Below are 26,079 nucleotides of genomic sequence, written 5' to 3'. Positions count from 1 at the left end.
CTGCCCTACTCCGACTCCTGCTCTGGCTCCCGTTCGCAGACGGTCTGCACATCTTCGACGGTGTCGCGCAGCGCCAGCGCCTCGGCGGTGAGGCTCTCGATCCGGTAGGCGGCTGACTGGCCGGCCAGCGTGGTTTCGACCTCGGTGATCATGCCCGAGGGCAGCTCGGCCAGCGGCACATTGGCGCCATCGCGCGAAAAGCGCATGAGGCGGTGGGTGTCGAGCCACTCGGTCAGGGTGCCGTCCTCCACCTCCCAGCTTCCCGAAAACGAGAACTGCATGGCAACCGGGGTCCGGTCGTCGGAGCTTTCGACCTCGCTGCGGCCCGAGAGCTTGCCGCCTTCGGCAAAGCTGACCTGCCGCTCCATGGCGTAATCATGCGGCTCGGAGGCGCAGAGCCAATTGCCCGCAAGCAGGGTGGCCTGCGGGTCTTCGCGGCAGGCCGAGAGAACGAGAAGGGCGAGGAGGGCTGTGGCCCTAGCCATTGGTGCGGCGGCAGGACATGCGCAGGTTGTCGGCCTTGCGGCCTCCGGGCGAGACGTATTCCAGCACGAGGCGCGTGTCGGTCAGGCGGCGGATGTAATAGCGCACGTGATGGGGCTGATCGACCTCGCGGCGGGCGCGGTCGGCCTCGGGGCCGCGCAGGCGGGTGGCCTTGCCCTCGGTGGTCACGGTGACGGAGGGGCTGTGAGTGCGGTCGACCCGCTCGGCCAGCACGTTGCCCTCGACCACGTAGCGCCCGGCGGCGGAGAAGGCGATTTTGGCGAGGCCGGTCTGGCCCTTGTAGCGGCGCTTGATCTGGAAGGCCTGACGGCCGGTGAACTTGCCGCCGGGCTCGTAGGTGACCACCCGCCCAAGCGCGGCGGGCCCCTCGCTGACCTGGCAGTTCCACGTGCCGGTGAGGGTGGCGGCGGAGAGCGGCGCGGCGAGAAGCAGGGCGAGGGCGGTGGCGACGAGTTTCATGGGGCGAGATTAGGCGGTGGGCGGGGCGGTGTTAACCGTTGATTCACCATGGCTGTGTCACAGTCCCGGCATGACACATGCGTTTCAGGAAGCCCCGCTGCCGCTGTTCGACCCTGACGAGGCCGAGGCGATCGTGCTGCCCGTCGGCAAGCTGCCGAGCTACATCAAGGATCACCGAAAACGGCTGCGCGAAAGGTTCATGGCGGGGGGCGCGGCGGCGATGCCCGATTACGAGATGCTGGAGCTGGTGCTGTTTCGCGCGATCCCGCGGCGCGACGTGAAGCCGCTGGCACGGGCGCTGCTGGAGCGGTTTGGCGATTACAGCGGGGTGCTTTCGGCCAGCGTGGCCCGGCTGGCCGATGTGCCCGGCGTGGGCGATGCGGTGATTGCGGAGCTGAAAATCGTGGAGGCGGCGGCGCACCGGCTGGCGCGCTCGAAGGTGTTGCAGAAGCAGGTAATCTCGAGCTGGGCGCAGTTGCTGGACTATTGCCGCGCCTCGATGGGGCACCGGGAGACCGAGCAGTTCCGGGTGCTGTACCTCGATAGGCGCAACGTGCTGATCGGGGACGAGGAGCAGGCGCAGGGCACGGTGGACCATGTGCCGGTCTATCCGCGCGAAGTGGTGAAGCGGGCGCTGGAGCTGAACGCCTCGGCGTTGATCCTCGTGCACAACCATCCGAGCGGCGATCCGACCCCGAGCACGGCGGATATTGCGATGACCGAAAAGATCCGGGAGGCCGCCGATGCGCTGGGGATCACCCTGCACGACCACCTTATCGTCGGGCGGGCCGGAGAGCTGAGTTTTCGCGCCGAGGGCTACCTGTAGAAACGGGCGCCGCACATCCCCGTGCGGCGCCCGTTCCTGACCCGTGAGCGGGGTGTTTACTCGGCTGCCGCCATGCGGATCTCGGGCAGGATGCCGGAGAACACGAGATAGTCGCCCACCGCGTCGCAGGCGGGCATGGTGACGGTGAGGGGCTGGGGCGCGAAGCCGCGGGTGCCCTTGGACATCACCTCGGCGCTCATCTCGCGGCCGCAGTTCTCTGCCGTGACCTCGGCCTCGATGTTGATGCGCACCGAGCCACCGGCGGCGGCGGGGTAGCTGTAGACCTCGGCCATCATGGCGCCGGGCATGTCTGCCGCGCCCAGAAGGGTGAGGAAGCCGCCCTCGCCCGACACGGCGCGGGACGGGCCGGCGGGTGCGGAGGCGTCGATATGGCCCTCTGTGTTGTAGTCGGCGCCGTTCTCGAAGGCGTGGAGCGCCACGCCGGCGCGGCCCTGCCAGGAGAGCGCGGTGCGCTCGAAGCCGTCGGTGCCCTGCACGAGGGTGGCGGCGCTGGCGCGCTCGCCGGTGTCGAGGCTGGCCTCGAAGGCGGCGTTGGCGGAGAGGGCGGGCACGTCGACGGTGAGCTTGCCCTCGTTGTCGGTCACCTCGGTAAAGGTGAGCGGGCCGTGCTTGAGCGTGACCGGCTCGCCGGGGCTACAGGGCGCGGAGAGCGTGAGGCGCACCATGGCGGCCTCGCGGGCCTTGGCGCTGAGGGCAAGGCTGCAATCCTGGGCGACATCGGGCATCGCCTCGCTGAGCGGCTCGGGACGGGGCTGCGGCTCGGCGGCGAGGGCGGCGACTTCGACCGGCTCGGGCTGGGCCTGCGGCTGGGGCTGCGGTTCGCTGCGCGATTGCAGCGCGGGCACCGGCAGGAGCGAGGCGGACCGGGTCACGCCAACGGAGCTGTCGGGCTTGGGCAGCGCGGCCTCGGGCACTTCGGCCATTGGCGGCGTTTCGGAGGCAGGGCGCTTTTGCAGCGCGGTGGAGAGCGGCTGGATCTTGGCCTTGGGGGCCTCGACAACGGGCTTTGCCACCGCCTGCTCCGTGGAGCCGCCGGTGAATTGCTCGGCCATCGGGCCGACCTTCTGCATGATGAATCCGGTGCCAAGCGCAATGGCAAACACCGATCCGGCCATCATCAGCCGCTTCTTCAGCTTCGCATCAACTTTCATCGTTCCCTCCGTCACCCATACGGGGATCATCGAGGAAACAACTAAAGAAGGAGTTAGGCGCGGGCGGGGCGGGATTGGGCCATTTGTTGCAAATGCCTCGAACCCGCGCCGCAGGATGTTGTGGCTGCCCGATGGCGCGCCTCAAGATGGGGCAGAAAACGAGAGGGGCGGCCTTATAGCCGCCCCATTTGTTGTTTCGCTTTTGCCAACGATCTCAGGTCAGGGTGCCGTGGCAGTGCTTGAATTTCTTGCCCGAGCCGCAGGGGCAGGGATCGTTCCGGCCCGGGTTGCCCCATGTGGTTTCGTCGTTCTCGTCGAAACCGGGCGCCGCGGCGGCCTCGGCCACCTGCTCGGCAGGAACCTCGCCGGGGGTGGCCTGCCGTTCGGCAGCCGCGGCGGCGAGGCCGGGGTGCTGGCTGGCGAGCTGCTGCATGAGCTGGGCCTGCTCCTCGGCATTGAGCGGGCGGATCTGGCCGAGCTTCTGGCTGACCTCGGCGCGCAGGCTGTCGAGCATCATCTCGAAGAGCTGGAACGACTCGGTCTTGTACTCGTTCAGCGGGTCGCGCTGAGCGTAGCCGCGGAAGCCGATGACCGAGCGGAGCTGCTCGAGGGTCAGGAGATGCTCGCGCCACTTGCCGTCGATGGTTTGCAGCAGCACCTGCTTTTCGATGTTGCGCATGGTGTCGGGGCCGAACTCGGCGGCCTTGGCGGCCATCATCTCGTCGGAGGCCTTGCAGAGCCGCTCGGAGATTTCGTCCTGGTCGACGCCCTCCTCTTCGGCCCATTCGATCACCGGCACGTCGATGGAGAGCTTTTCGAGGCAGGCGGCGTAGAGCTTTTCGGCCTCCCACTGGTCGGCGTAGCTCTTGGGCGGCATGAACTCGTCGACGAGATCGTCGACCACCTCGTGGCGCATGTCGGCGACGATCGCGGAGAGATCCTTGCTTTCCATGATCTCGCGGCGCTGCTTGAAGATGACCTTCCGCTGGTCGTTCATCACGTCGTCGAACTTGAGGAGCTGCTTGCGGATATCGAAGTTGCGGCCCTCGACCTTGGCCTGCGCCCGCTCGAGCGACTTGTTCACCCAGGGGTGGATGATCGCTTCGCCCTCTTTCATCCCGAGCCGCGACAGAACGGCGTCGAGACGCTCGGAGCCGAAGATGCGCATGAGGTCATCTTCGAGCGAGAGATAGAAGGAGGTGCGGCCCGGGTCGCCCTGACGGCCGGAGCGGCCGCGGAGCTGGTTGTCGATCCGGCGCGACTCGTGACGCTCGGAGGCCAGAACGAAGAGGCCGCCGGCCTCCTTGACCTTCTGCTCGTCGGCCTCGTGCTCGGCCTCGATCCGGGTACGGATCGCCTCGGGGTCGCCGTCGGGATCGGCGGCGATGGCCTCCATGATCTTGAACTCGACGTTGCCGCCCAGTTTGATGTCGGTCCCGCGGCCGGCCATGTTGGTGGCGATGGTCACCGAGCCGAGCTTGCCGGCGTCGGCGACGATCTGGGCCTCCTGCTCGTGCTGGCGGGCGTTCAGCACGTTGTGCGGAATGCCGGCCTTTTCGAGCAGGCTCGACAGGATCTCGGACTTTTCAATGGAGGTCGTGCCGAGCAGCACCGGCTGGCCCTTGTCGTGCGCCTTGCGGACGCGCTCGACGATGGCGTTGTATTTTTCGGTGGTGGTCCGGTAGACGGCGTCGTGGTCGTCTTTCCGGGCGATCGGCCGGTTGGTGGGCACTTCGACCACGCCGAGTTTGTAGATCTCGGCAAATTCCTCGGCCTCGGTCAGCGCGGTACCGGTCATGCCGCCGAGCTTGTTGTAGAGGCGGAAGTAGTTCTGGAAGGTCACCGAGGCCATGGTGATGTTCTCGGGCTGGATCTCGACGCCTTCCTTGGCCTCGATGGCCTGATGCAGACCGTCGGACAGCCGCCGCCCCGACATCATCCGGCCGGTGAACTCGTCGATCAGCATCACCTCGCCGTTGCGGACGATGTAATCCTTGTCCTTGAGGAAGATCTTGTGGGCCTTCAGCGCCTGGGTCGTGTGGTGCACGATGCCGGTGCTCTCGGGGTCATACAGCGACTGGCCCTCGGGCAGGATGCCCTCGCGGGTGAACTCGGCCTCGAGAAACTCGTTGCCCTCGTCCGTCAGCGTGGCGTTGCGGGTCTTTTCATCGAGCGAGTAGTGATCGGCGGTGAGCCGGGGGATCACGGCGTCGATGGTCTTGTAGAGCTCGGAACGGTCCTGCGAGGGACCGGAGATGATGAGCGGGGTGCGGGCCTCGTCGATCAGGATCGAGTCGACCTCGTCGACGATCGCGAAATTGTGGCCGCGCTGGTACATCTGGTTCAGCTCGGACTTCATGTTGTCGCGCAGGTAGTCGAAGCCCAGCTCGTTGTTGGTGGCGTAGGTGATGTCGGAGGCGTAGGCGGCCTGCTTCTCGGCATCGGGCTGCTGCGGATAGACGACGCCGCAGGTGAGGCCGAGGGCCTCGTAGACATTGCTCATCCACTCGGCGTCACGCTTGGCGAGGTAGTCGTTGACCGTGACCACGTGCACACCCTTGCCGGTGAGGGCGTTGAGGTAAGCCGGGAAGGTGGCGACGAGGGTTTTGCCCTCGCCCGTCTTCATCTCGGCGATATTGCCCTGATGCAGGAAGATCCCGCCCAGGAGCTGCACGTCGAAGGCCCGCAGCCCGAGCGCCCGCTTGGCGGCCTCGCGGCAGTTTGCGAAGGCTTCGGGCAGCAGGGCATCGAGGCTTTCGCCCCCCATCGCCCGCTTTGCCAGCTCTTCTGTCTTTTCCTTCAGCCCCTCGTCGGAGAGCTTTTCGAACTCCGGCTCAAGCGCGTTGATCTTTTCGACCAGCGGGCGGGTGGACTTGATCTTGCGGTCGTTGGCTGTGCCAAAGACCTTCTTTGCAACGGTTCCGAGACCCAGCATGTTTTCTCCGCTCGCCCTGCCTTGACGGTTTTGTGTGGCTGATGGCGCTTGCCGCCCCAATCACCCAACAATAGAAACGCGGGCAGAGAACGGGCTTGCGCCTTAGAACACAAGGCGATGTAAGACCCGTGACCCATAGTGTCAACGCCGCCGCAAGGGCGGCCGAGCAGGAGTAGATGCATGACCTTCCCCAAGACGATCGCGCTGGCGGCCATTCTGGCAGCGGGCCTCGGAGCCGGGGCGACCGCGCAGGAGGCTGCGGCGACCGAGGAGAACGAGGCCACGGAAGCGACGCCGGAGGCAATGGCAGACGTGACCGCAGACACGGTGGTGGCCACCGTGGGCGGTGTCGATATCACCGTTGGCCACATGATCGTGGCGCGCAAGTCGCTGCCCGAGCAATATGCCCAACTGCCGCCGGAAGTGCTCTGGGAGGGCATTCTGGAGCAGCTGGTGCAGCAGTATGCGCTGGCGCAGGAGGCCGGTGAGCCGAGCAAGGAGACCGAGCTTGTGCTGGAGAACCAGCGCAGCGGCTACCTTGCGGGCGACGTGCTGGAGGCCACCGCGATGCAGGCCACCACCGATGAGGCGCTGGAGGCCAAGTACAACGAGCTTTACGCCGATGCCGAGCCGCAGCGCGAGTGGAACGCCGCGCATATCCTCGTGGAAACCGAGGAAGAGGCGCAGGCGGTGAAGGAAGAGGTCGAGGGCGGCGCCGATTTTGCCGAGGTGGCCAAGGTGAAGTCGACCGGCCCCTCCGGCCCGAACGGCGGCGCATTGGGCTGGTTCAGCGCCGGCATGATGGTGCCCGAGTTCGAGGCTGCCGTGATGGCGATGAAGGCCGGCGATGTGAGCGACCCGATCCAGACCCAGTTCGGCTGGCATATCGTGAAGCTCAACGAGACCCGCCTGAAGGACAAGCCCGAGATGGCCTCGGTGAAGGACCAGCTCACCGAAGAGGTGCAGCGGGCCGCCGTGGACGAGGCGATTGCCGCAGCGGTGGAGAAGGCCGGCGTGGTGAAGCCCGAGGGCGAGGTTCCGGCCGCCGTGCTCAACGATTTCAGCCTTCTGGAGGACTGATGGGCAAGTACCCCGTTTCGCCGCTGGCGCCCGAGAGCTTTCCCGATCTGCCCGTGATCGGGGGTGTGAAGTTTGCCGCCGTGGAGGCCGGGGTGCGCTACCAGGGCCGGCTCGATGTGATGCTGGCCCTTCTCGATCCGGGCTCGGTGGTGGCGGGGGTCTTCACCCGCTCGGCCACCCGCTCGGCGCCGGTGCGCGACTGCGAGGCCAAGCTGCGCAAGAGCAGCGAGGCGGGGGCGGCCATTCTGGTGAACTCCGGCAACTCCAACGCCTTTACCGGCGGGGCGGGGCAGGAGAGCGTGGATGCGATCTGCGCCGCCGTGGCCGAGGCTGCGGATGTGCCGAAGAACCGCGTGTTCACCGCCTCGACCGGGGTGATTGGGGAGCGGCTGCCGCATGACCGGATCACCGCGAAGCTCGGCGCCCTGGTGGACGGGCTGGACGCGGGCGGTATCGAGCTGGCCGCGAAGGCGATCATGACGACCGACACCTTTGCCAAGGGCTCCACCCGCGAGGTGGCGCTGAAGGACGGGACGGTGAAGATTGCCGGGATCGCCAAGGGCTCCGGCATGATCGCGCCGGATATGGCGACGATGCTGGTCTATATCTTCACCGATGCGAAGATCTCCCGCGATGCCTTGCAGGGCATGGTGAGCGGGATCAACGAGACCACCTTCAACGCGATCACGGTGGATGGCGACACATCCACCTCGGACACGCTGCTCTGTGCCGCGACCGGGGCCTCCGGCGTGGAGTGCGACGGCTCGGAAGAGTTCGAGACGGCGCTGAAGGAGGTGATGCGCGATCTGGCGCATCAGGTGGTGAAGGACGGCGAGGGCGCGACCAAGTTCGTTGCCGTCAAGGTCACGGGCGCGGCGCATGATGCCGATGCCAAGCGGGTGGCCATGAGCATTGCCAATTCGCCGCTGGTGAAGACCGCGATTGCCGGGGAAGACCCGAACTGGGGCCGGATCGTCATGGCTGTGGGAAAGAGCGGCGCCGAGGCGGACCGTGACAAGCTGACGATCAAGTTCGGCGAGGTTCTGGTGGCCGAGCATGGCTGGGTGTCGCCGAACTACTCGGAGGAGCAGGGGGCGGGCTACATGAAGCTGCCCGAGCTGGTCATCCGGGTCGATCTCGGGCTGGGCAAGGGCCGGTTCACCGCTTGGACCTGCGACCTGACCCATCAATACATCTCGATCAACGCCGATTACCGCTCTTGAGGGGGCGGGCGTGAAGGTTGTTCTGGTTGCCGCCGTTGCGCTGATCGACGTGGACGGGCGGGTGCTGCTGGCGCAGCGGCCCGAGGGCAAGAGCATGGCCGGGCTGTGGGAGTTTCCGGGCGGCAAGGTGGAGCCGGGTGAGACGCCGGAGGCCGCGCTGATCCGGGAGCTGCACGAGGAGCTGGGGATCGAGACATGGGAGAGCTGCCTTGCGCCTCTCACCTTTGCTTCGCACGGCTATGACGACTTTCACCTGCTGATGCCGCTCTTTGCCTGTCGGAAATGGGGGGGAACGCCCCGGCCGCAGGAGGGGCAGAGCCTCAAGTGGGTGCGGGCCAACGAGCTGCGCGATTACCCGATGCCGCCTGCCGACATTCCCTTGATCCCGATTCTGCGCGATTGGCTCTGACGGCCCGCTATTGGCGCCGATGCACGATTTTATGACAGGTGCTTTCGTTCGCTGCGTAATATTCGTGCGTTCTTTCGGGGCAAAAGGTCAGATAATGAGTGAATTGTTAATGGCGTTCCGGTATCCTGCCTGAGCGTCAACGACACTTCTGGGGGAAGCATTCGATGCCAATGACTATTGTTCTGGGAAGTTGTGTTTCGGTTCAGGGCCAGTTGGTCAAGGAATTGCCCGACGGCAAGGTCATGATCCGTGTTGGTGACAAGCTCTATCGCGGCGTTCCGGCCTCGAAGGTAGCGACGGCCGCTTGAGCGGAGCTTGATCGACATGTGATCTGGGGGAACCCGCGCAGAGGAGGGCGCGGGTTTTTCTATGTCCGGGGATTGGATGGGCCCTGCGCCGATGCGGCGGGCGGGCAAGGACCCCACAGAACGAAAAAGGCCGCGCTCGGGATGGAGCGCGGCCTTTTTGGTGTGATGTCCCGGAGGATCAGTCGAGCGTGCGCTCGACCTCCTTGCGGGTGAAGATCTCGATGACATCGTTTTCGCGGATATCGTCGTAGTTCTCAAAGGCCATGCCGCATTCCTGGCCCGAAATGACCTCGGCGACCTCGTCCTTGAAGCGCTTGAGGGTCTTCAGCGTGCCTTCGTGGATCACCACGTCGTCGCGCAGCAGGCGGACGCCGGCGGAGCGGCGGGCAACGCCCTCGGTGACCAAGCAGCCGGCAACCTTGCCGACGCCGGTGACCTTGAAGACTTCGCGGATCTGCGCGTAGCCGATGAAATCTTCCTGGATCTCGGCGGAGAGCAGGCCGGAAGCGGCTGCCTTCACGTCGTCGACCAGATCGTAGATCACCGAGTAGTAGCGGATCTCGACGCCCTTCTGGTTGGCGGCCTGACGCGCGGGCGCGTTGGCCCGGACGTTGAAGCCGATGACCGGCGCACCGGAAGCTTCGGCAAGGCCGATGTCGCTTTCGGTGATGGCGCCGACGCCGTAGTGCAGCACGCGCACGCGGACCTCGTCGTTGCCGATCTTCTCCATCGCCTGGATGATCGCCTCGGCGGAGCCCTGCACGTCGGCCTTCACGACGATCGGAAGTTCGGAAACGTCCTTGTCGTCCTTGGCCTTCTGCATGAGCTGCTCAAGGGTGGTCGCGGCACCGGCGGCGGCGCGTTTTTCCTTGGCGGCATTCTCGCGGTACTCGGCGATCTCGCGGGCCTGAGCCTCGGAGGAGACGACGTTGAGCACGTCGCCGGCCTCGGGGGTGCCGTTGAGGCCGAGCACCTCGACGGGCACGGAAGGCCCTGCCTCTTCGACGCGGTCGCCCTTGTCGTTGATCAGCGCGCGGACCTTGCCCCACTGCTCGCCGACGACGAAGATGTCGCCCTGCTTGAGCGTGCCGTTCTGCACCAGAACGGTAGCGACGGGGCCACGGCCCACGTCGAGCTGGGCTTCGATCACCGCGCCCTGAGCGGCACGTTCCGGGTTGGCCTTGAGTTCGAGCACTTCGGCCTGAAGCGCGATGGCTTCGAGCAGCTCGTCGAGACCCTGGCCGGTGTGGGCCGAAACCTCGACATCCTGCACGTCGCCCGACATGGCCTCGACGACCACCTCGTGCTGGAGCAAGTCGGTGCGGACCTTCTGCGGGTTGGCCGCGGGCAGGTCGACCTTGTTGATCGCCACGATCATCGGCACGTTGGCGGCCTTGGCGTGGTTGATGGCTTCGATGGTCTGCGGCATCACCGCGTCATCAGCGGCCACGACGAGAACCACGATATCGGTGACCTGGGCACCACGGGCCCGCATCGACGTGAACGCCGCGTGGCCGGGGGTGTCGAGGAAGGAGAGCAGCGCGCCGCTCTCGGTTTTGACCTGGTAGGCGCCGATGTGCTGGGTGATCCCGCCAGCCTCGCCGGACACCACCTTGGCATCGCGGATCGCATCGAGCAGCGAGGTCTTGCCGTGGTCGACGTGGCCCATGATGGTGATGACGGGCGCACGCGGGCGGAGATCTTCTTCCTTGTCGTCGGCGCTGGCGATCACCTGCTCGACGTCGGCGTCGGAGACGCGCACGACACGGTGGCCGAACTCTTCGATGATGAGTTCGGCGGTGTCGGCGTCGATCACCTGGTTCTGGGTGACCATCATGCCGTTCTGCATGAGGGCCTTCACCACTTCGGCAACGCGCTCGGCCATGCGGTTGGCCAGCTCGGAGACCACGATGGCCTCGGGGAGCTGCACGTCGCGCACGACCTTCTCGCGGCTTTCGACACCGCCCATGGCTTTCTGGCGCGCACGCTCCTGCTTGCGCTTCATCGCGGCCATCGAGCGCTGACGCCCGCCTTCGCCGCCCGAGAGCGCCTGGTTCAGGGTGAGCTTGCCGGAGCGGCGGCCGCTGTCGTCGCGGTTGGCCTTGCCACGGTTGTCACGGTTGTCGCGGTTGTCCCGATCGTCGCGGCGCGGGGCGGCACGGCCGCCACGGCCACCTTCATCAGCGGGCGCGGGGCCGGGCTGGGAGGGTGCGGCGGCGGCAGCAGCAGCAGCGGGCGGCGCGTTGCGCTCGGCCTTCTCGCGGGCTTTCGCCTCTTCGGCCTCGCGCTTCTTGCGGGCGTCTTCTTCTTCCTTGGCCTTGAGGGCCTCCTGGCGTTCGCGCTCTTCGCGCTCCTTCGCCTCGGCTTCCTCGCGGCGGCGCTGGCGCTCGGCCTCGCGGGTCTTCTCTTCGGCCTCGCGGCGCTTGTTTTCTTCGGCCTCGGTAGCCTTGGCGGCGGCGAGCGCCTTCAGGCGACGCTCCATCTCGGCGTCGGAAATCCCGGCGGGGCGCTTGGACGGATCGCCAGCCGCAGCCGCAGCCGCAGCCCCGGCGCCAGCGGTCGGCGCACCGGGCTTGGGCACCACGACGCGCTTGCGCTTGGTTTCCACCACGACGTTCTTGGTGCGCCCGTGGGAAAAGCTCTGCTTCACCTGACCGGAGCGCGGGCCTGTACGCAGGCCCAGGGTTTTTTTGCCGTCGCTATCGCTCATGCGATGTTTGTCCTTTCCGGGGAGAATCCCCGCTTCCTTCGCGCAAAGCGCCAAGCTTTGCGGCGTCTTCTACAACACGCTTCGTGAGTCCACCAGACGCAAGAGCGGCGTGTATCACATGTTCCCTGCCGAATGCCAAACCGATTTCGTTGGCGCTCAGGCACCCTACGAAGGTGCCTTTTCCGGGCGGCGAGCTGAGTTTCGACTTGCCGCGTTCGGAGCCGTCCATGGCCTGGATCAGCAGGGCGGCCTCTTCGATGAGAAGCCAGCCTTTGACCTTTTCGTATCCTGCCACCGCACGGCCCGACTTGCGGGCGAGTGCGATGCCGTCCGTGACCCGCTTGACCAGCAGCTGCTCGACGAGGTCCACGAGGCCCTCGGGCACTTCGACCGGCGCCTTGGCGGCCCGGGCGAAGAGCTTTTTCTTTACTGCCTTTTCAAGCGCCTCGCGGCTGGGAGAAACCCAGATGCCGCGGCCCGGAAGCTTGCCGGAAATGTCGGGAACAATCTCGCCGGTGGGCCCCACGACGAAACGGACGAGGTGAGATATAGGGCGCACCTCTCCCGTGGCAATACACTTGCGTTCGGGCATTTCGCCCTTGTGTGCTGCACGTCCACCGCGTGTCAGGGCACTATCCGGGGCCTGAGATCAGACCCCGGCCTCCTCTTCTGCGGGCTCTTCGCCCTCTTCTTCCTCTTCGGAAGCGGCAAGCTCGGCCGGATCGACCCAGCCCAGCGCAATGCGGGCGGTCATGACCATGTCTTGTGCTTCTTCGAGGGAGAGCTCGAACTTTTCGAGGATGCCGTCGTCCTTCACACGCTCGCCATCCACGGTGGTCCAGCCACCGGCAAGTTCCCAGTCGGCGCAGGTTGCGAAGTCTTCCAGCGTTTTCACGCCGTCTTCGGCCAGGGCCTCGATCATCTGCGGGGTCAGACCCTCGAAGCTGACGAGGCTGTCCTCGACGCCAAGCTCGCGGGCGTGCTCGAGGGCCTTGCGGTTCTGCTCTTCGAGGTAGTCGCGGGCACGGGCCTGAAGCTCGCCGGCGGTGCCGTCGTCGACGCCGTCGATCACCAGCAGCTCGTCGAGCTCGACGTAGGCGACCTCTTCGAGCGAGGTGAAGCCCTCGGACACGAGGAGCTGGGCGAAGAACTCATCGAGGTCGAGCGTGTCCATGAAGAGCTTGGTGCGCTCTTCGAACTCGGCCTGACGGCGGGCGCTCTCTTCTTCCTCGGTGAGGATGTCGATATCCAGGCCGGTAAGCTGCGAGGCAAGGCGCACGTTCTGGCCACGGCGACCGATGGCGAGCGAAAGCTGCTCGTCGGGCACCACGACCTCGATCTTGCCGGCCTCTTCATCGAGCACGACCTTGGAGACCTCGGCGGGCTGCAGGGCGTTGACGAGGAAGGTCGGCTGATCGTCGTTCCACGGGATGATGTCGATCTTCTCGCCCTGAAGCTCGTTGACCACGGCCTGCACGCGCGAGCCGCGCATACCGACACAGGCGCCGACCGGGTCGATGCTGTTGTCGTAGGAGATGACGGCGATCTTGGCGCGGGAGCCCGGGTCACGGGCGACGGCCTTGATCTCGATGATGTTGTCGTAGATCTCGGGCACTTCCATCTTGAAGAGCTCGGCCATGAACTCGGGCGCGGTGCGCGACAGGAAGATCTGCGGGCCGCGCTGCTCGCGGCGCACGTCCTTGATGTAGACGCGGATACGGTCGCCGGGGCGATAGCTTTCGCGGCCGATTTTCTCGTTGCGGCGCAGAACGGCCTCGCCGGCGCCGATATCGACGATGACGTTGCCGTACTCCTCGCGCTTGACCAGACCGTTGATGATGGTGCCGGCGCGGTCCTTGAACTCTTCGTACTGACGGTCACGCTCGGCTTCGCGGACCTTCTGCAGGATCACCTGCTTGGCCGACTGGGCGGCGATGCGGCCCATTTCGACCGGCGGCACCTCGTCGACAAGCTCGTCGCCGTCAGCGGGCGGGGTATCCTGATCGACGCCCTCGGAGAGCGCGATGTCGATCTGGGTGGGCTTGCGCAGGAGGAAGCGGCGGATGGCGCGGGGCTCTTCATCCTCGCCCTCGGGCTGCGACATGCCGGACACGACGGTGAAGTCCTTGCCCTTGACGCCGATGGTCTGGGCGGCCTGCTCGGCGGTCATCTCGGCCTGGTAGTTCTCCAGCTCGGGATCGCCCTTCACGGTGCGGATGCGGGTGAAGGTGGCGCGGCCGGTCTTGCGGTCGATCGCGACACGAATGTCCATCTCGGCGCCGTAGCGCGACTTGGCGGCACGGGCGAGACTCTCTTCCATGGCCTCGATCACGAGGCCGGGGTCGATCATCTTTTCGCGGGCCACGGCCTCTGCGGTTTGCAGAAGCTCGAGCTGGTTTGCGGAAGTAATGGCCATCAGTTGTCCTCCTGACCGTCCATGAGGGTTTGCACCTCGTCAAATTGGGTTTCGTCGACCTGGCCTGCGTCCTTGCGGTGGCGCAGCACGTCGCGGATGAGTTCGTCGGTGAGCACGAGCTTGGCGTCGGAGAGCCAGTCGAATTGCAGGCCGATGGTAAGGGGCTCGCCGTGCTCTTCGATCTCGATGAGCACTTCGCTGCCCTCGGTGCCTTGAAGCTCGCCCTTGAAGCGACGGCGGCCGTCGATCATTTCGGTGGTTTCGAGCTTGGCCTCGTAGCCCTGCCAGCGGTCGAAGTCCTTGAGGCGGGTCAGGGGACGGTCGATGCCGGGGCTGCTCACCTCCAGCGTATACTCGTCCTCGATCGGGTCTTCGACATCGAGCACGGCGGAGACGGCGGTGGAGATGCGGGCGCAATCATCCACCTCGATGCCGCCATCGGGCTTTTCGGCCATGATCTGGAGGTTCGCCGTTTTGCCGCCCATCAGCCGCAGACGCACCAGCTCGAAGCCCATGTCTTCGAGCACGGGCGAGACGATCTCGGCCATGCGCTGGTCCATTCCGGTCTTGGCGATCAGGTCGGTCATTGGGCTGTGGCTTTCGGGCACAAAAAAACGGGCGCTGCGGCCCGTCGGATTTTCCGGTGGAGTGTCGGGGGTGGAGGCCGACGCTGCCGCTGTTGAGGGGGATATAGGCCTGTGCCGCGCGAATCGCAAGGGGTGTTAGAACCCGTAGAGCTCCGACGCCTTCGCAATGCCCCGGGTGGTGCGGACGAGTTCTGCCGAGATGCCCGGCTCGGAGAGGGCGTGGCCGGCGTTGGGGATCATCTTGAGGGTGCCGCGGGGCCAGCGGTCGACGAGGGACTGGGCGGCCTCGGGGGGGCAGATCATGTCGTAGCGGCCCTGGACCACGGTGCCGGGGATGTGGGCGATTTCGGGCATGTCGGTGAGGATCTGGCCGTCGTGGCGCAGGAAGCCCGCGTGGGTGAAGTAGTGGTTTTCGATCCGGGCGAAGGCGCGGGCGTAGCTGCCGGAGCCCTGCCCCATGTGGCCGGCGCTTTCCATCGAGGCAAGCGCGTTTTCCCATCCGGCCCAGCGCTGGGCGTGGCGGGTTTCTTCCATCAGGTCGCCGCAGAACAGGCGCTTGTGGTAGGCGGCAATGAAATCATCGTGTTCGGCTTCGGGGATCAGCTCGACAAAACGCTTCCAGACATCGGGGAAGAACCGGGCCGCGCCGCCGCCGTAGAACCACTTGAGCTCGCGCCCGGTCATCAGGAAGACGCCGCGCAGGACGAGGTAGGCGGCGTGTTCGGGGTGGGCCTGCGCATAGAGCAGCGAGAGGGTGGCGCCCCAGCTTCCGCCGAACACCACCCAGCGGTCGATGCCCAGCGCGGTGCGGATGCGCTCGATATCGGCGATGAGATCCTGCGTGGTGTTGTTCTGGACCGAGGCGAAGGGGCGCGAGCGCCCGCAGCCGCGCTGGTCGAAGAGCACGACGCGATACCTGTCAGGGTCGAAGTAGCGGCGCATCGCGGGGGAGCAGCCGCCGCCGGGGCCGCCATGGAGCACCACGGCCGGGATGCCCTCGGGATTGCCGCATTGCTCGACATAGATCGAGTGGCCGCCCGGCATGTCGATCATCCGCTGGTCGAACGGGGAGATCGCCGGGTAGAGGTGGCGGTATGCGCTGTTATGACCCGCGTTTTTGTCCATGCCTGAGCTATATAGGCTGACGGGGCGCGGGACCATGGGTTGAGAGGGAGATTTTCGATGGCGGTCGACACGGCAGATCCGGCGGAAGTGGCCAAGTTCGAGGCGATGGCGGCGGAATGGTGGGATGCGGAGGGCAAGTTCAAGCCCTTGCACATGATGAACCCGGTGCGGCTGGATTACATCTGCGACCAGATTGCCGCCGAGTTTGACCGCGACCGTGCCGGGCCGACCCCCTTTGCCGGGCTGCGGCTGCTGGATATCGGCTGCGGCGGCGGGCTGCTGAGCGAGCCGATGGCGCGGATGGGGGCCGAGGTGGTGGGCGCGGATGCCGCCGCGGGCAACATTCCGGTGGCGCAGGTTCATGCCGAGCAGTCGGGGCTGGAGATCGACTATCGCCACACCACCGCCGAGGCGCTGGCGGAGGCGGGCGAGCAGTTTGACGTGGTGCTGAACATGGAGGTGGTGGAGCATGTGGCCTCGCCGCCGGACTATCTTGAGGCGTGTCAGAGACTGCTCAAACCGGGCGGGCTGATGATTTGCTCGACCATCAACCGCAATCCCAAGAGCTTTGCGGTGGCCATCGTGGGGGCGGAATGGATCATGCGGTGGCTGCCGAAGGGCACCCATGACTGGGGCAAGTTCATTACCCCCGACGAGCTTTACGAGATGCTGCGCAAGGCGGGGCTTGACCCGGTGGATCGGAAGGGATTTGTCTTCAATCCGATCGCCTGGAGCTGGAGCCGGAGCGAGCGTGACCTGAGTGTCAATTACGTCACCGCCAGCGTGAAACCCTAGAGTTTACCAAGATGCGCAAACTTGCCCTGATCGCAGCCCTCCTTCTGGTGGCCGCACCGGCTTCGGCCGACCTGATGCAACGCTATGAGGCCGCCGACGAGGCGGTGATGACACGGTTCAACGCCCTGATCGGCCAGAAGGGCGGCACATGGAGCGAGGCCGACCGGCGCGGGCGGACCTGCCTGATGGCGGAGCTGCAGAAGCGGCATGGCGCGCGGGCGGTGAGCGGGGCGATCCGCGACCTCGAGCGGGTGGCGGCGAAGGCCGGGGCGGCGCGGGATGCGAGCGGGCTGGCGGTGGAAAAGACCATGGTGCTGGCGAGGAACGGGATTCCGGTGGCGAAATGGGCGCCGGTGGCACAGGCCTGCAAGACCAGCTTCTAGCGCCTGGAAAGGCGGGACAAGTCCCGCCCTACGGCTCCTCGCGGGCGCCGAGCTTCTGGCGCAGGTCGCGCATGACGGGGAGCATGGCGCGGACCTTCTCGGCACCGATCTCGGAGACGATGGCCGCGATCACCGGGCTGACCGAGGCAATCGCCGCGTCGCGCGCCGACCGGCCGGAGGGGCTGATGGAGACCATCTTGCGGCGGGCGTCGTCCCAATCCGGGCGGATGTGCACGTAGCCGGCCCATTCGAGCTTGTTCAGCGTGTTGGTCATGGCTCCGCGGGTCAGGTGGAAGGCCTGGGCCAGCTGGGCCGGGCTGCGCTCTTCGTTGATGTGGGCGAGGTGGTTGAGCACCGAGAAGTGGCTGATTTCCATACCCTTGGGCAGCGCCTTCGACATGCGGTTCCGGGCGAGCTGCTCGGCGGTGAGCAGCTCGGAGAACAGCGCGACGGCAAGGGTATCGGAAACTTCTGTTGCCATTCAGGGGCCTTCGAAGGGGCGATCGTGGGTCAATGCGGGGATCTTGCGCCGCGCATCGTCTACGGCTGAGAGGTTCAGGTCAACTGTGATCACACCCGGCGCGGTGCCGCCGTCGACCAGCACCTCGCCCCAGGGGGAAACCACGAGGGAGTGGCCGTGGGAGCTGCGGGTGCGGCCCTCGGTGGCCGAATGGGTGCCGCATTGGGCGGGGGCGAGCACGTAGCAGCCGGTCTCGATGGCGCGGGCTTGCAGCAGGGGCTGCCAATGGGCCGGGCCAGTGCCAGGAGAGAAGGCGGCGGGCACGGTGATGATCTGCGCCCCGGCGCGGGCGAGGCCGCGGTGGAGATGGGGGAAGCGGACATCGTAGCAGATGGTCAGGCCGATCACGGCAAGCGGCGTTTGGGCTAGAACAGAGACGTTTCCGGGGCGATAGCCAGCACTCTCGCGATAGGTTTCCGTTTCGGAGACCTGAACGTCGAACATGTGGATCTTGTCGTAGCGCGCGGCGATTTCGCCATCGGGGCCGATCAGGAAGCTGCGGTTGGCGAAGCGGCCATCGGGGTCGTCGGTCTTGAGGCCGATGGAGCCGAGCAGCAGCCATTTGGAGTGGCGTGTGGCGGCCTCGCGGAAGGCGGCGAGGGTTGGATCCTCGGCCTCGGGGCGCAGTACCTCGATCTGGCGTTTCCGGCTGGCGGAGACACAATTCGTGACCTCGGGCGTGCAGATAAGATCGGCCCCCTCGCCCACCGCCTGCTCGACCATGCCCAGCGCCACCGGCAGGTTGGCCAGCGGATCGTCGGAGCTGGTGAGCTGGAGGAGAGCGGCCCGCATCAGGCCAGCAACGGCTCTAGCTTGCCGGCGCTGTCGAGCGCGTGGAGGTCGTCGTAGCCGCCGACGTGGGTTTCACCGATGAAGATTTGCGGAACCGTGTGGCGGCCTCCGGCGCGGTCCATCATTTCGGAGCGGCGGCCGGGCTCCTCGAAGAGGTCGATCTCGGTGAACTCGGCGCCCTTGGCCTTCAGCAGGCGCTTGGCGGCGGTGCAAAAGCCGCAGATCGGCGTGGTGTAGATCTCGATGGGGGCAGACATGGCAGAACTCCTGACGTTCCGACCATACTTAGGCGTCCTTGACCGTGCGCGCCAGTGTCAGCACCCGGACCTCCGCCGCGCCCGCGCCGAGACAGGCTTCGGCGCAGGCGGCGAGGGTGGCGCCGGAGGTGAGCACATCATCGACGAGGAGCACCTTGCGGGCGGCCATGTGGTGGCGGCGACCGGGGTGGGGGTGAATGGCCTCGGCCATGTTGGCAAAGCGGGCCGCGGCGCCGAGGCCCTCCTGCCGGGGCGTGTGGCGGGCGCGCAGCAGGAGATCGGGGCAGAGGGGCGCGCCGAGCTGGCGGGCGAGGGCGCGGGCCAGAAGGGCCGACTGGTTGTAGCGCCGCCGGAAGAGGCGGAACCAGTGCAGCGGCACCGGGGCGAGCAACATGCCGGGCTCGTAGATCGGCACGGCGGCGCGGGCGAGCCAGGGCGCGACGCTTTGGGCCAGATCGGCGCGGTCATGGCTTTTGAGCGCCAGCACGATGCGCCGCCCGTTGCCGCGATAGAGCAGCGCGGCGCGGCCCCGGCTCCAGGGGCGGGCGATGGTGAGGCAATCGTCGCAGGTGAGGGCAGGGGTGCTTACGTCGTCTTCGTCTTCGTCACCTGGCAGGGGCGCGCCGCAGCGGTCGCAGACGAGGCCGGTGATGAAGGCGGTGTCACGCCAGCAGGCCGCGCAGAGCCCGCCATCGGAACCGCTGACCTCGCCGCAGGATAGGCAGTGATCGGGGTAGATCGCCTGCAGAAGCCGTTGCATCGAACCGCGCCCTCGCTGATAAGCCGCCCATGGCCCAGCCGCCCAAATTGACCGACCGCAAGGCCCTTGCTCAAAACCGTGCCCGCGCAGAGCGCGATGCGCTGTTTCTGCATGGGCAGGCCATTGATGAGATCAAGGAAAGACTCAGCGAGGTTAACAGAACCTTTACGGCGCCCTGTGTGGTGACGGGTTTTCCGGAAATCTGGGGCGAGGCCTTTCCCGAGGCGCGGGTGATCGAGGACGGTGAGCTGCTTGATATCGGGCGGGGCGCGCATGATCTGGTGATCCACGCGATGGCGCTGCATTGGGCTTCGGACCCGGTGGGGCAACTGGTTCAGGCGCGGCGGGGGCTGGTGCCGGACGGGCTGTTCATGGGGGCGATGCTGGGCGGCGAGACGCTGGCGGGGCTGCGCACCGCCCTGGCCGAGGCGGAGGCGGCGGAGACCGGCGGCCTCAGCCCGCGCGTTCTGCCGATGGGAGAGATCCGCGACCTGGGCGCGCTGCTGCAACGGGCCGGATTCGTGCTGCCGGTGGCCGATGCGCTGCCGCTCGACGTGAGCTATGTCGACACGCTGGCGCTGATGCGCGACCTGCGGGCGATGGGCGAGGCCAACGCGATGGAGGCGCGCCTGAGGGTGCCGACCCGACGCGGCGTGCTGCTGCGGGCCGCTGTGGCCCATGATGCGACGACTGCCACCGGCGACGGGCGCATTTCGGCAAGGTTCGAGACTGTTTTCCTCACCGGATGGTCGCCCGGACCCGATCAGCCCCAGCCGCTGCGCCCCGGTTCGGCCACCGCGCGGCTCGCCGACGCGCTGGGCACGAAGGAGCATGGCGAGGATGGTGGGAAGAGGTGACGCATTGACCCGTGCCACCGGGGCACTATCCCTAGCAAAAGCCCGCAACGAGGACAGCCCGTGAGCCACCTGCCGCCAGACCACCCGCCCGTGAAGCCCCGCAAGATCGGGGTGCTGATTGCAAACCTCGGCACGCCCGACAGCCCCGGTTACTGGGACATGCGGCGCTATCTGAACGAGTTTCTCAGCGACAAGCGGGTGATCGACTATCCGGCGTGGAAGTGGCAGCCGATCTTGCAGGGGATCATCCTGACCAAGCGGCCCTTTTCCAGCGGCAAGAACTACGAGCTGATCTGGGACAAGGCCAAGGACATGTCGCCGCTGATGGTGATCACCATGGCGCAGACCGAGGCGCTGCGGGCGCGGCTGGTTCAGGAATACGGCGATCAGGTGATGGTCGAGTTCTGCATGCGCTACGGCAACCCCTCGACCGAGAGCAAGCTGGCCGAGATGGTGGCGGCGGGCTGTGACCGGGTCGTGTTTTTCCCGCTTTACCCACAATATGCGGGGGCGACGACGGCGACGGCGAATGACCAGTTCTTTCGGGCGCTGATGAAGGAGAAGTGGCAGCCGGCGGTGCGGACGGTGCCGGCCTATTTCGACCGGCAGAGCTACATCGACGCGCTCTCGGCCTCGGTGGCCGAGAAGATGGGCGATGCGGAGTTGCTGGTATGCAGCTACCACGGGATGCCGAAACGCTACCTGATGGAGGGTGATCCCTACCACTGCCAGTGCCAGAAGACGACGCGGCTGCTGCGTGATCGGCTGGGACTGCCGGAGGAGAAGGTGATTACGACCTTCCAGAGCCAGTTTGGCCCGGAGGACTGGCTACGGCCCTATACCGTCGAGGAAGTGGCGGCGCGGGCGAAGGCGGGAGTGAAGAAGATTGCCGTGGTGGCTCCGGCCTTCAGCGCCGATTGCATCGAGACGCTGGAAGAGATCGAGGGGGAGATCCGCGAGAGCTTCGAACATGCGGGGGGCGAGGAATTTACCTATATTCCATGCCTGAACGACCGGCCCGATCATATCGAGGCGCTGGCGGATGCGGTGGGCGAGAGCCTGGCGGGCTGGGTCTGAGGGGGCTATTGCGCCTTCACGCAGGATAGCTCGGTGCCGTCCGGGTCGGGCTCGCGATACATGGCCTCGTCGCCCTTGATCCAGATTTCGCGCCCGAAGCTGCCCATGTAGCGGCTGCCGGACGCGGCGGGGGTGAGGGTGCCCACGTCGATGCTGTCGCCGCGCTCGAAGCGCAGGGAGGGCAGCTCTGTGTCGAAGAAGGTGGTCACGACCTCGTTGGACGAGTTGCCGTCGCAGGCCCAGAAGACGGTGTCGGTCGGCTCGGCGAGCATCCATGTTGCCACCATCTCGGCCTCGCGGCGCAGGTAGCTCTGTTCGACGCAGGCTTCGACGTTCTCGGTTTTCCAGCACTCGTCGCGCCCGGAGATCCAGCCGCGCTGGGTGGCCTTGAGCGTAGTTTCGGCCTCGGCGGCGCCGGCGTCGAGCCCGCGGGCGGCGTCGAGGGCACTGGCGTAGGTTGCGGCGATGCGCTCGTCGAGCGCGCCGAGGCGGGCGTTGGAGCAGACGAGCTGTTCGGCGCTGCTTTCGGCCTTGGCGCAATCAAAGCTCTGGGCCGCCGCGGGGGAGGCGATGAGAAGGGCGAAGAGGGCGAGTCGCATGGCATGGCTCCGGGCTGGGTGGCGGGAGCATAGCACGGGTTGCGAAGAAGCGGGACGGGGGCCGCCTCAGGCGAAGACCCGCTGGCCGGCGACCCATGTGCCGAGCACCCGGCCCTCCATCCTTGCGCCGTCGAAGGGGGTGTTCTTGGACTTGGAGCGCAACTTGCTCCGATCGAGCAGGAAGGGCGCGGAGGGGTCGAAGAGCACCAGATCGGCGGGGGCGCCTTTGGCGAGACGGCCCGACGGCAGGCCGAGGCGGCGGGCCGGGTTGAGGGCCATGGCGCGGAAGAGTTGCGGCAGGGTCAGAAGCCCCGCGTGCAGCAGGCGCATGGCGGCGGGCAGCAGAGTTTCGAGCGCGACGGCACCGGAGGCGGCCTCTTCGAAGGGCAGGCGTTTGCTCTCTTCGTCCTGCGGGGTGTGCATGGAGGAGATCACGTCGATCAGGCCGCTGCCCACGGCCTCGACCATGGCCAGGCGGTCTTCTTCCTCGCGCAGCGGCGGCTTCAGCTTGAAGTAGGTGCGATACTCGGAGAGGTCGTTCACGTTGAGGGTGAGGTGGTGGATCGACACGCCTGCGGTGATGTTGAAGCCGTTGGCCTTGGCCCGCTCCAGTGGCGGCAGGGCGCGGGCGGCGGAGAGCTGGTCGAAGTGGTAGCGCGCGCCGGTCATCTCGACCATGGCGATGTCGCGGTCGACCCCCATCCGCTCGGCCATGGGGGAGACGGCGGGCAGGCCCATAAGGGTTGCGAGCTTGCCGGATGTGGCGGACGCGCCCCTCGACAGCGTGGGCTCCTGCGGGTGACCGACCACCAGCGCGTCGAGTTCGCGGGCGTAGGAGAGGGCGCGGGCAAGCACCTTGGTATCGGCCACCACCTTGTCGCCATCGGAGAAGGCCAGCGCCCCGGCATCCTGCAAAAAGCCCAGCTCGGCCATTTCGCGGCCTTCGCGGTTCTTGGTGAGGGTCGCCATGGCGCGGATGTTCACCGGGGCGGCCTCGGCGGCGCGGCGGGTGACGAACTCGAGCGTCTCGGGGGAGTCGATGGCGGGCAGGGTATCGGGGCGCATGATGATGGTGGTCACGCCGCCCGCCGCCGCCGCCGCGCCGGCGGATTTGAACGACTCCTTGTGGCGCTCGCCGGGCTCGCAGATCTTGACGCCGATATCGACGATGCCCGGCGCGAGCCACTTGCCGTCGCCATCCACCACCTCGGCCCCCTCGGGCGCGGCCATCGGCCCGGCGGCGACGTCTGCGATCTGCCCGTCGACGACCAGAAGGTGGCCGGGCGCCTCTGTCAGCTCTTCGGGGTCGATCAGGGTGACGTTGGTGAAGAGGGTCGTCGTCATTTTGCGTGTTCCTTGAGGGCCTTGCGGGCCAGGCCCATCACCTGCGCGCCGTCTTCGATCAGCTCGAAGCCGATGCGCCGGGTGTAGGTGCGTTTCAAGCCGTTCTTGTTGCGACGGGTGAAGTTTTCGGAGGCAAACCAGAGCGTGTCGCCGCGCGCGGACTGCTCGAGCACGAGATTGTCGGTCAGCGGATAGCTCTTGAGCTTGCGGTTGCCGAAGACCTCGGTGGCGATGAAGCCGCGCTGGTTGGTCAGCGTGTAGTTGGTGTGGCGGCGCACGTAGGCATCCCAGAAGTACTTGCCGAAGGCGAGGTGGAGGCCGATGGCGAGGAAGGGCAGGCCGAAGAGAGGGAAGAAGTGGAAGATGGCGGGCGCGTTGCGGGGGGGGCCCATGGAGGAGGCCATGGAGATCCAGAAGATCGCGAAACCGGCGAAGAACAGGCCGAAGAGGCTCTGGAAGATGTCGCGGCCCCGAAAGGTGATGGCCCCGGAGGCGCGGCCCTGCCAGAGAATTTCTTCGTCGTCGTCGAGCAGCCCGGCCCAACCGGGTGGTGCCTTTGGCATCAGCCTTTCCCCCGTATAGCGGTGAGCGCGGTTTCGGCCATCACGGCATCTTCGGCCGAGAGCAGCGTAAAGCCAACCGGGCCGGGGCGTGTGGTGCGGTAGTGGCCGTCGGCATCGCGGTAGCGGCGGGCGGCGGGAAACAGGAAATGGACGGCCCAAGGGCCGTCGTCCTTGCCGACGCGGTTGATCTTACCGGTCTTGCCGATCGAGAGCCGGACCAGCCTGCGCCCGCCCTGAAGGATCACCGCCCGCGTTTCGGTGACGCCGAAGCGGGTGGCCCGGTTGAGGCGGCGGGCATAGGCGGGGGCGAAGAAGGAGAAGATCAGCCAGAGGCCGCCGGAGAGGACGAGGAAGGTGATCCAGATCGGCAGGGCGCCGTCCATCTCGTCGAGGTTGGCGATGCCGATGAGCAGGAAGAAGAGGAAGCAGGCGAACATCACCCAGCCGGTGATGCGCAGGAAGACGAATGCGCCGGGCAGGACATGGGTAAAGGTGGGTTTGCCCTCCCAGAGCAGGGTTTCGGTCTGCTTGAGGTGGGGGGCGAGGTCAGACACGAGCGGGCTCCGCTGCCCGCTCCGCCCGGAGGTTTTGCGCGAGGAGGTCCATGGCGGCCATACGCACCGCCACGCCCATTTCGACCTGTTCGGTGATGACGGAGCGGGTGGGGTCGTCGGCGGTGGCGCTGTCGATCTCGACGCCGCGGTTCATCGGGCCGGGGTGCATGACGATGGCGTCGGGCTTGGCGTGAGCGAGCTTTTCGGCGTCGAGCCCGTAGCGGTGGAAATACTCGCGCTCGGAGGGGATGAAGCCGCCGTCCATGCGCTCGCGCTGGAGGCGGAGCATCATCACCACATCGGCGTCGGCGAGGCCCTCGGCCATGTCGTGGGTGACCTCACAGCCGAGTTCGCGGAAGGCGGAGGGCACTAGCGTGGGGGGGCCGACGAGGCGGACGCGGGCTTCCATCCGGTTCAGCAGCAGGATGTTGGAGCGGGCCACGCGGGAGTGCGCGACATCGCCGCAGATCGCCACCGTCAGCCGGTGCAGGCGGCCCTTGTGGCGGCGGATGGTCAGCGCGTCGAGCAGGGCCTGGGTAGGGTGCTCATGCCGCCCGTCGCCGGCGTTCAGCACGGCGCAGTTGACCTTCTGCGCCAGCAGGTCGACCGCGCCGGAGTGGGGGTGGCGCACGACGAGGAGGTCGGGGTGCATGGCGTTGAGGGTCAGCGCCGTATCAAGCAGGGTTTCGCCCTTTTTGATCGAGCTGGCCTGCATGGCCATGTTCATCACATCCGCCCCGAGGCGCTTGCCTGCCAGCTCGAAGCTGGCCTGGGTGCGGGTGGAATTTTCGAAGAACATGTTCACCTGCGTCATCCCGCGCAGGGCGTCGCCGTGCTTGTCGCCAGAGCGGTTCTGCGCGGCGTAACGCTCTGCGAGATCGAGGATTGCGGTGATTTCATCAGGGGCAAGTGCGGCGATGCCGAGGAGGTGTCTGGCGCGCAAGGTCATGTGTTTTCCCCGAGATTTTGCCGGAGTGTATAGCAGGCTCGCACGGGGCGGCAACATGGGGTAAGTCGTTGGACATGGACGGGGAGTTTGACAGAGAGGCAATGCTGGCGGCGCTGGCCTGGCAGGTGGAGCTGGGGGCGGTGGATGCCATTGGCGATGTGCCGGTGGATCGCTTCGAGGTGAAGCCCGAGCCGAAAGCCAAGCCCGCGACCACCGCCAAAGACCAGCATGCGCCGGTTGTCATGCCCGAGCTGGATGCCGTGGCCGAGGCGAAGGCGGCGGCGGGGGCTGCCGCGACCCTCGAAGCGCTGGCCGCTGCGCAGGAGGCCTTTCCGCATTGCGAGCTGAAGCGCGGAGCCCGTAACTTTGTGTTTGCCGATGGCCGGCCCGAGGCGCGGGTGATGGTGATCGGCGAGGGGCCGGGCGCCGAAGAGGATGCGCAGGGCAAGCCCTTTGTCGGGCGGTCGGGGCAGTTGCTCGACAGGATGTTTGCGGCAATCGGCCTGGCGCGGGATGCGGTCGACGCCGAGGCGGCGCTTTACATCACCAACGTCGTGCCGTGGCGTCCGCCGCAGAACCGCGACCCGGAGGCGGAGGAGCTGGCGATGATGCGGCCCTTCGTGGAGCGCCATATCGAGCTGGCCGGGCCGGAGCTGATCGTGCTGATGGGCAACCCGGCCTGCGGGTCGCTTCTGGACAAGCGGGGGATCACCCGGCTGCGCGGCAATTGGCACGAGTTTGCCGGGGTGCCCGTGATGCCGATGTTCCACCCCTCCTTTCTGCTGCGAAAGACCGAGATGAAGCGCCTTGCCTGGGCCGACCTGCTGACGGTGCGAGCCCGGCTGGAGGGCGCGGGATGAAACGAGGAACGGGTG

At 66.7% G+C, this 26,079-nt stretch carries 28 protein-coding genes; 10 read left to right on the top strand and 18 right to left on the bottom strand.

Annotated elements, in window-relative coordinates; all coding sequences use genetic code 11:
- Positions 1–5 precede the first annotated feature (5 nt).
- A complete protein-coding gene (locus tag GTH22_RS16110; RefSeq protein WP_252946537.1) occupies positions 6–485 on the bottom strand; it encodes a hypothetical protein in 480 nt (159 codons plus the stop codon).
- A complete protein-coding gene (locus tag GTH22_RS16105; protein WP_252946536.1) occupies positions 478–963 on the bottom strand; it encodes a hypothetical protein in 486 nt (161 codons plus the stop codon). The genes GTH22_RS16110 and GTH22_RS16105 overlap by 8 nt, the downstream gene beginning before the upstream one ends.
- A gap of 70 nt (positions 964–1,033) precedes the next feature.
- Between GTH22_RS16105 and radC the strand changes: the two genes are divergently transcribed.
- Positions 1,034–1,789, top strand: a complete 756-nt coding sequence (gene radC / locus GTH22_RS16100) for a DNA repair protein RadC (RefSeq protein WP_252946535.1) — start codon at positions 1,034–1,036, stop codon at positions 1,787–1,789.
- Between the two features lie 56 nt (positions 1,790–1,845).
- Here the strand turns inward: radC and GTH22_RS16095 are convergent, their stop codons facing one another.
- Positions 1,846–2,961: a hypothetical protein gene (locus GTH22_RS16095; RefSeq protein WP_252946534.1), complete on the bottom strand. Its 1,116-nt coding sequence runs from the start codon at positions 2,959–2,961 to the stop codon at positions 1,846–1,848.
- A 214-nt stretch (positions 2,962–3,175) separates the two neighbouring features.
- Positions 3,176–5,896, bottom strand: coding sequence for a preprotein translocase subunit SecA (gene secA / locus GTH22_RS16090; protein WP_252946533.1), 2,721 nt, complete (start codon positions 5,894–5,896; stop codon positions 3,176–3,178).
- Positions 5,897–6,076: 180 nt separating this feature from the next.
- On the opposite strand from secA, the gene GTH22_RS16085 reads away from it, so the two are divergent.
- From GTH22_RS16085 to GTH22_RS16070, 4 genes are all read left to right on the top strand, one after another.
- Positions 6,077–6,976 carry a peptidylprolyl isomerase gene (locus tag GTH22_RS16085; protein ID WP_252946532.1) on the top strand — a complete coding sequence of 300 codons (900 nt, stop codon included), beginning with the start codon at positions 6,077–6,079 and terminating at the stop codon, positions 6,974–6,976.
- Positions 6,976–8,199 (top strand): bifunctional glutamate N-acetyltransferase/amino-acid acetyltransferase ArgJ, encoded by a 1,224-nt coding sequence (gene argJ, locus GTH22_RS16080; protein WP_252946531.1) that lies wholly within the window; start codon positions 6,976–6,978, stop codon positions 8,197–8,199. The genes GTH22_RS16085 and argJ overlap by 1 nt, the downstream gene beginning before the upstream one ends.
- Positions 8,200–8,209: 10 nt before the next feature.
- Entirely contained in the window at positions 8,210–8,608 is a 399-nt protein-coding gene (locus tag GTH22_RS16075; RefSeq protein ID WP_371928361.1) for a (deoxy)nucleoside triphosphate pyrophosphohydrolase, read from the top strand.
- A gap of 170 nt (positions 8,609–8,778) precedes the next feature.
- Positions 8,779–8,916 (top strand): hypothetical protein, encoded by a 138-nt coding sequence (locus GTH22_RS16070; RefSeq protein WP_252947696.1) that lies wholly within the window; start codon positions 8,779–8,781, stop codon positions 8,914–8,916.
- Positions 8,917–9,094: 178 nt separating this feature from the next.
- On the opposite strand, the gene infB is transcribed toward GTH22_RS16070, so the two are convergent.
- From infB to pip, 5 genes are all read right to left on the bottom strand, one after another.
- Positions 9,095–11,626: a translation initiation factor IF-2 gene (infB, locus tag GTH22_RS16065; protein ID WP_252946530.1), complete on the bottom strand. Its 2,532-nt coding sequence runs from the start codon at positions 11,624–11,626 to the stop codon at positions 9,095–9,097.
- Complete coding sequence (locus GTH22_RS16060; protein WP_252947656.1) at positions 11,616–12,254, bottom strand: RNA-binding protein; 639 nt, start codon at positions 12,252–12,254, stop codon at positions 11,616–11,618. The genes infB and GTH22_RS16060 overlap by 11 nt, the downstream gene beginning before the upstream one ends.
- 21 nt (positions 12,255–12,275) lie before the next feature.
- The gene (nusA, locus tag GTH22_RS16055; protein ID WP_252946529.1) at positions 12,276–14,042 is read right to left on the bottom strand and encodes a transcription termination factor NusA; all 1,767 of its coding nucleotides are present in this window, start codon (positions 14,040–14,042) and stop codon (positions 12,276–12,278) included.
- Positions 14,042–14,629 (bottom strand): ribosome maturation factor RimP, encoded by a 588-nt coding sequence (gene rimP, locus GTH22_RS16050; protein WP_252946528.1) that lies wholly within the window; start codon positions 14,627–14,629, stop codon positions 14,042–14,044. The genes nusA and rimP overlap by 1 nt, the downstream gene beginning before the upstream one ends.
- A gap of 135 nt (positions 14,630–14,764) precedes the next feature.
- Positions 14,765–15,754: a prolyl aminopeptidase gene (gene pip, locus GTH22_RS16045; RefSeq protein ID WP_252946527.1), complete on the bottom strand. Its 990-nt coding sequence runs from the start codon at positions 15,752–15,754 to the stop codon at positions 14,765–14,767.
- Positions 15,755–15,811: 57 nt separating this feature from the next.
- Between pip and ubiG the strand changes: the two genes are divergently transcribed.
- Positions 15,812–16,549 carry a bifunctional 2-polyprenyl-6-hydroxyphenol methylase/3-demethylubiquinol 3-O-methyltransferase UbiG gene (ubiG, locus tag GTH22_RS16040; protein ID WP_252946526.1) on the top strand — a complete coding sequence of 246 codons (738 nt, stop codon included), beginning with the start codon at positions 15,812–15,814 and terminating at the stop codon, positions 16,547–16,549.
- Between the two features lie 11 nt (positions 16,550–16,560).
- Complete coding sequence (locus tag GTH22_RS16035; protein WP_252946525.1) at positions 16,561–16,932, top strand: hypothetical protein; 372 nt, start codon at positions 16,561–16,563, stop codon at positions 16,930–16,932.
- A gap of 28 nt (positions 16,933–16,960) precedes the next feature.
- Here GTH22_RS16035 and GTH22_RS16030 read toward each other — a convergent pair whose 3' ends face one another.
- Genes GTH22_RS16030 through GTH22_RS16015 form a run of 4 tightly spaced genes read right to left on the bottom strand, consistent with a single transcriptional unit; the run spans position 16,961 to position 19,261 of the window.
- The gene (locus GTH22_RS16030; RefSeq protein ID WP_252946524.1) at positions 16,961–17,413 is read right to left on the bottom strand and encodes a MarR family winged helix-turn-helix transcriptional regulator; all 453 of its coding nucleotides are present in this window, start codon (positions 17,411–17,413) and stop codon (positions 16,961–16,963) included.
- A complete protein-coding gene (locus tag GTH22_RS16025; RefSeq protein WP_252946523.1) occupies positions 17,414–18,244 on the bottom strand; it encodes a carbon-nitrogen hydrolase family protein in 831 nt (276 codons plus the stop codon).
- Positions 18,244–18,501: a glutaredoxin 3 gene (gene grxC / locus GTH22_RS16020; RefSeq protein WP_252946522.1), complete on the bottom strand. Its 258-nt coding sequence runs from the start codon at positions 18,499–18,501 to the stop codon at positions 18,244–18,246. Before grxC ends, GTH22_RS16025 begins: the two co-directional genes overlap by 1 nt.
- Before the next feature lie 28 nt (positions 18,502–18,529).
- Positions 18,530–19,261 (bottom strand): ComF family protein, encoded by a 732-nt coding sequence (locus GTH22_RS16015; protein WP_252946521.1) that lies wholly within the window; start codon positions 19,259–19,261, stop codon positions 18,530–18,532.
- A gap of 29 nt (positions 19,262–19,290) precedes the next feature.
- Between GTH22_RS16015 and GTH22_RS16010 the strand changes: the two genes are divergently transcribed.
- Positions 19,291–20,118, top strand: a complete 828-nt coding sequence (locus GTH22_RS16010; protein ID WP_252946520.1) for an SAM-dependent methyltransferase — start codon at positions 19,291–19,293, stop codon at positions 20,116–20,118.
- A gap of 60 nt (positions 20,119–20,178) precedes the next feature.
- The gene (hemH, locus tag GTH22_RS16005) at positions 20,179–21,195 is read left to right on the top strand and encodes a ferrochelatase (protein WP_252946519.1); all 1,017 of its coding nucleotides are present in this window, start codon (positions 20,179–20,181) and stop codon (positions 21,193–21,195) included.
- A gap of 5 nt (positions 21,196–21,200) precedes the next feature.
- On the opposite strand, the gene GTH22_RS16000 is transcribed toward hemH, so the two are convergent.
- The 5 genes from GTH22_RS16000 to GTH22_RS15980 all read right to left on the bottom strand — a co-directional run bounded on the left by GTH22_RS16000 (position 21,201) and on the right by GTH22_RS15980 (position 25,204).
- Positions 21,201–21,794: an MliC family protein gene (locus tag GTH22_RS16000; RefSeq protein WP_252946518.1), complete on the bottom strand. Its 594-nt coding sequence runs from the start codon at positions 21,792–21,794 to the stop codon at positions 21,201–21,203.
- A 66-nt stretch (positions 21,795–21,860) separates the two neighbouring features.
- Positions 21,861–23,138 (bottom strand): dihydroorotase, encoded by a 1,278-nt coding sequence (gene pyrC / locus GTH22_RS15995; RefSeq protein ID WP_252946517.1) that lies wholly within the window; start codon positions 23,136–23,138, stop codon positions 21,861–21,863.
- Positions 23,135–23,701 carry an aspartate carbamoyltransferase catalytic subunit gene (locus GTH22_RS15990; RefSeq protein ID WP_252946516.1) on the bottom strand — a complete coding sequence of 189 codons (567 nt, stop codon included), beginning with the start codon at positions 23,699–23,701 and terminating at the stop codon, positions 23,135–23,137. Before GTH22_RS15990 ends, pyrC begins: the two co-directional genes overlap by 4 nt.
- Positions 23,701–24,255 (bottom strand): hypothetical protein, encoded by a 555-nt coding sequence (locus GTH22_RS15985; protein ID WP_252946515.1) that lies wholly within the window; start codon positions 24,253–24,255, stop codon positions 23,701–23,703. Before GTH22_RS15985 ends, GTH22_RS15990 begins: the two co-directional genes overlap by 1 nt.
- Entirely contained in the window at positions 24,248–25,204 is a 957-nt protein-coding gene (locus GTH22_RS15980; RefSeq protein WP_252946514.1) for an aspartate carbamoyltransferase catalytic subunit, read from the bottom strand. Before GTH22_RS15980 ends, GTH22_RS15985 begins: the two co-directional genes overlap by 8 nt.
- Positions 25,205–25,278: 74 nt before the next feature.
- Between GTH22_RS15980 and GTH22_RS15975 the strand changes: the two genes are divergently transcribed.
- Entirely contained in the window at positions 25,279–26,064 is a 786-nt protein-coding gene (locus GTH22_RS15975) for a uracil-DNA glycosylase (protein WP_252946513.1), read from the top strand.
- Positions 26,065–26,079: the final 15 nt, after the last annotated feature.

The organism is Oceanicola sp. 502str15 (assembly GCF_024105635.1).
Classification (GTDB): Bacteria; Pseudomonadota; Alphaproteobacteria; order Rhodobacterales; family Rhodobacteraceae; genus Vannielia.
The sequence above is the reverse complement of the archived record's forward strand: the minus strand, read 5'-3'. Positions and strand labels throughout refer to the sequence as shown.

What these genes read in the sequence shown, in the direction of transcription:
- GTH22_RS16110 (WP_252946537.1), bottom strand. Translation starts at nt 485, where the DNA reads ATGGCTAGGGCCACAGCCCTCCTCGCCCTTCTCGTTCTCTCGGCCTGC.
- GTH22_RS16105 (WP_252946536.1), bottom strand. Translation starts at nt 963, where the DNA reads ATGAAACTCGTCGCCACCGCCCTCGCCCTGCTTCTCGCCGCGCCGCTC.
- radC (WP_252946535.1), top strand. Translation starts at nt 1,034, where the DNA reads ATGACACATGCGTTTCAGGAAGCCCCGCTGCCGCTGTTCGACCCTGAC.
- GTH22_RS16095 (WP_252946534.1), bottom strand. Translation starts at nt 2,961, where the DNA reads ATGAAAGTTGATGCGAAGCTGAAGAAGCGGCTGATGATGGCCGGATCG.
- secA (WP_252946533.1), bottom strand. Translation starts at nt 5,896, where the DNA reads ATGCTGGGTCTCGGAACCGTTGCAAAGAAGGTCTTTGGCACAGCCAAC.
- GTH22_RS16085 (WP_252946532.1), top strand. Translation starts at nt 6,077, where the DNA reads ATGACCTTCCCCAAGACGATCGCGCTGGCGGCCATTCTGGCAGCGGGC.
- argJ (WP_252946531.1), top strand. Translation starts at nt 6,976, where the DNA reads ATGGGCAAGTACCCCGTTTCGCCGCTGGCGCCCGAGAGCTTTCCCGAT.
- GTH22_RS16070 (WP_252947696.1), top strand. Translation starts at nt 8,779, where the DNA reads ATGACTATTGTTCTGGGAAGTTGTGTTTCGGTTCAGGGCCAGTTGGTC.
- infB (WP_252946530.1), bottom strand. Translation starts at nt 11,626, where the DNA reads ATGAGCGATAGCGACGGCAAAAAAACCCTGGGCCTGCGTACAGGCCCG.
- nusA (WP_252946529.1), bottom strand. Translation starts at nt 14,042, where the DNA reads ATGGCCATTACTTCCGCAAACCAGCTCGAGCTTCTGCAAACCGCAGAG.
- rimP (WP_252946528.1), bottom strand. Translation starts at nt 14,629, where the DNA reads ATGACCGACCTGATCGCCAAGACCGGAATGGACCAGCGCATGGCCGAG.
- pip (WP_252946527.1), bottom strand. Translation starts at nt 15,754, where the DNA reads ATGGACAAAAACGCGGGTCATAACAGCGCATACCGCCACCTCTACCCG.
- ubiG (WP_252946526.1), top strand. Translation starts at nt 15,812, where the DNA reads ATGGCGGTCGACACGGCAGATCCGGCGGAAGTGGCCAAGTTCGAGGCG.
- GTH22_RS16035 (WP_252946525.1), top strand. Translation starts at nt 16,561, where the DNA reads ATGCGCAAACTTGCCCTGATCGCAGCCCTCCTTCTGGTGGCCGCACCG.
- GTH22_RS16030 (WP_252946524.1), bottom strand. Translation starts at nt 17,413, where the DNA reads ATGGCAACAGAAGTTTCCGATACCCTTGCCGTCGCGCTGTTCTCCGAG.
- GTH22_RS16025 (WP_252946523.1), bottom strand. Translation starts at nt 18,244, where the DNA reads ATGCGGGCCGCTCTCCTCCAGCTCACCAGCTCCGACGATCCGCTGGCC.
- grxC (WP_252946522.1), bottom strand. Translation starts at nt 18,501, where the DNA reads ATGTCTGCCCCCATCGAGATCTACACCACGCCGATCTGCGGCTTTTGC.
- GTH22_RS16015 (WP_252946521.1), bottom strand. Translation starts at nt 19,261, where the DNA reads ATGCAACGGCTTCTGCAGGCGATCTACCCCGATCACTGCCTATCCTGC.
- GTH22_RS16010 (WP_252946520.1), top strand. Translation starts at nt 19,291, where the DNA reads ATGGCCCAGCCGCCCAAATTGACCGACCGCAAGGCCCTTGCTCAAAAC.
- GTH22_RS16000 (WP_252946518.1), bottom strand. Translation starts at nt 21,794, where the DNA reads ATGCGACTCGCCCTCTTCGCCCTTCTCATCGCCTCCCCCGCGGCGGCC.
- pyrC (WP_252946517.1), bottom strand. Translation starts at nt 23,138, where the DNA reads ATGACGACGACCCTCTTCACCAACGTCACCCTGATCGACCCCGAAGAG.
- GTH22_RS15990 (WP_252946516.1), bottom strand. Translation starts at nt 23,701, where the DNA reads ATGCCAAAGGCACCACCCGGTTGGGCCGGGCTGCTCGACGACGACGAA.
- GTH22_RS15980 (WP_252946514.1), bottom strand. Translation starts at nt 25,204, where the DNA reads ATGACCTTGCGCGCCAGACACCTCCTCGGCATCGCCGCACTTGCCCCT.
- GTH22_RS15975 (WP_252946513.1), top strand. Translation starts at nt 25,279, where the DNA reads ATGGACGGGGAGTTTGACAGAGAGGCAATGCTGGCGGCGCTGGCCTGG.